This window comes from Bradyrhizobium sp. (genome assembly GCF_016462955.1).
Classification (GTDB): Bacteria; Pseudomonadota; Alphaproteobacteria; order Rhizobiales; family Xanthobacteraceae; genus Bradyrhizobium.
Window position 1 is genome coordinate 763 of the sequence record NZ_JAEMSD010000796.1, and the last position, 1284, is coordinate 2046.

Here is a 1284-nt window from a genome sequence, read left to right on the forward strand (position 1 = left end):
GCGCTGATGCTGGGCGCGGCGTTGATCCTGCCGGCCTTTCTCGAGCTCATGCTGCTCGCCGGCCAGCGCGCCGCGCGAGGGCCGCTCGCGCAGTGGTTCTGGGCCGACAGCCGGCAGCAGCTCTCCGGATTGTCGCTGGCGCTGATGGCGCTGCTGCTTGCGCTTGCCGTCAATGTCGGGGTCTCGACCATGGTGGCCACGTTCAGCCGCACCTTCCTCGGTTGGCTCGACGGGCGGCTCGCCGCCGACGTCTACATCAGCGCCTCCGACAATGCGCAGGGCACTGCGATCCGAAACTGGCTGAAGCAGCGCAGCGATGTTCAGGCGATCCTTCCGGGCGGACGCGCCGAGGCGCAGATCCGGGGCCAATCCGTCGAGTTGCTCGGCCTGCCCGATCACGCGCTGTATCGCGAGCGCTGGCCCATGCTGGAAACCGGGCCACGCGCCTGGACCCGGCTGGTGCCGGGCAACGCCGCCTTCATCAGCGAGCAATTGAGCCGCCGACTGGGCGTGCAGATCGGCGACGTCGTCGAGGTGCCGGCGCCGGGCGGGAGCTGGGAGCTCGATATCGTCGGCATCTATGCCGATTACGGCAACCCCAAGGGGCAGCTCACGGTGAACGTCGCCGCATTGCTCCGGCAGTTTCCGCAGACGCCGCAGACGCGGATCGGGCTGATCGTCGCGAGAGAACATATCCCCGGCTTGATCGCGGCCTTGCAGCAGCAGTTCGGGCTCGACGACCGCAGCGTCGCCGATCAGGCGACGGTGAAGGCGGAATCGATCCGCATCTTCAACCGCACCTTTGCGGTGACGTCGGCGCTGAACGCGTTCACGCTCGGCGTCGCCGGCATCGCGCTGCTCACCAGCCTGCTCACGCTGGCCAACTCGCGCCTGCCTCAGCTCGCGCCGCTATGGGCGATCGGCATCACGCGGCCGCGCCTCGCCGCGATCGAATTGACCAAAACGCTCTCGGTGGCGCTGTTCACGGCGCTGCTGGCCGTGCCGCTCGGCCTCGTGGTGGCGTGGTGCCTGGTCGCGATCGTGAACGTGAAAGCGTTCGGCTGGCGGCTGCCGTTCCACGTGTTTCCGCTGCAATTGATCGAGCTGGTCGCGGTGGCAATGCTCGCCTCGCTGCTTGCCGCGCTGCTGCCGATGATCCGGCTGGCGCGGATGCAGCCGGCGAACCTCGTCAAGGTGTTTGCCAATGAGCGCTGACGCAATCTCGCGGCGTGCTTTCGCCGGCGGCATCGCAGCCCTCGCGCTGACGTACCGCGCCGGCGCGCA

Annotated in this window: 1 protein-coding gene; it reads left to right on the top strand. The window is 68.5% G+C overall.

Features of this window, described 5'->3' with window-relative positions:
- Positions 1 to 1215, top strand: a 1215-nt coding sequence (locus JHD07_RS38510) for an FtsX-like permease family protein (RefSeq protein WP_291631737.1), incomplete at its 5' end; no start/stop codon positions are given.
- Between the last annotated feature and the right edge of the window lie 69 nt (positions 1216 to 1284).